Annotated in this window: 2 protein-coding genes; both read right to left on the bottom strand. The window is 62.0% G+C overall.

Features of this window, described 5'->3' with window-relative positions; all coding sequences use genetic code 11:
- Nucleotides 1-548, bottom strand: a 548-nt coding sequence (locus tag AB0395_RS48935; protein WP_366295205.1) for a hypothetical protein, incomplete at its 3' end; no start/stop codon positions are given.
- Nucleotides 545-1,009: DUF4365 domain-containing protein (locus AB0395_RS48930; RefSeq protein ID WP_366295202.1), on the bottom strand; the 465-nt coding region annotated here is incomplete at its 5' end. The genes AB0395_RS48930 and AB0395_RS48935, both read right to left, overlap by 4 nt.

Below are 1,009 nucleotides of genomic sequence, written 5' to 3'. Positions count from 1 at the left end.
GCGATGTTGCCGTCCATGCGGGTCACGACGGTGAAGATGAAGCTGCCGCGTTTGGTGTGTCCCAGGCGAACGTCGTCGTCCAGGAACTCGGTGACTGTGGCAGAGCGGCGGCCGCGGTGGGAGTGGCGTGGATCAGACGCTGTTGTGGCGGCGGCTCTCATCATGCGGTAGATCGCGTTGATGGTGGTCTCAGCTTGGCGGAACGGGATGGTTCCGTCGGGCAGCGACTGGTCTAAGCGGATGTAGAGCAGGTCCGCCTTGGCGGCGATGATGTGCTCATACAGCTGGTCGGCATCCCAGTCGTTGACCCGGCCGATCGCATAGAGGGCGTCGTAGAGGCGGCTTGAGTAGTCGGCGAACTCGGAGTCGAGGGGCAGCATGATCCGGGCGGCGAAGTCGTCGCCGGCGGGGAGCCGCCAGATCTCCCTGACCTCGTTCTGCCTTGACTCGAGCTCCCAGGCGTTGGAGGCGAGGAACTGTGAGATGGCCGAGGGGGCTAGGCTGCTGGTGAGTTCGAGCACTGAAGACTCGCGGGTGGAGCGGCTCACCAGTCACCTCCATCGCCGATGGTCTTCATGATGCCGCGAAGTTGCTCTACATCAAATAGGTTACTGCGCGGTAGGTGGACGGTCTTGGTGTCCTGCGTGTCGGTGGAGGTCCCGAGCTCGGTGGCCTTCTGCCAGTACATTCGGCTACTCACGAGCAGCTGCTCCTCGTCTTGAGCCATCCACGCGTCTGACTCCTCGGGCACATACAAGATGCCCAGATATGCGGGGATATGTCGCTTTGGGTTGGTGAGACGTCGAAAGGGGCCCGCCTTCATCGTCCACGCAACGTGATCTTCATAGAAGATCCGGCTCTGCGAGGTGCACTTCAGTTGCAGCTCGAACTGGGGGCAGTAGAACGTCTCGTACTCGGCGGATGAGGCGATGGTGATGTCTACGCCATCCAGATCTGTCGCGTGACTCTTGACAGAGGCGCCGGCGGCTGCCGCGACCATGCGGACGTA

Origin of the sequence: Streptosporangium sp. NPDC051023 (genome assembly GCF_040689595.1) — a bacterium.
In the GTDB taxonomy this organism is placed as follows: Bacteria; Actinomycetota; Actinomycetes; order Streptosporangiales; family Streptosporangiaceae; genus Streptosporangium.
The sequence above is the reverse complement of the archived record's forward strand: the minus strand, read 5'-3'. Positions and strand labels throughout refer to the sequence as shown.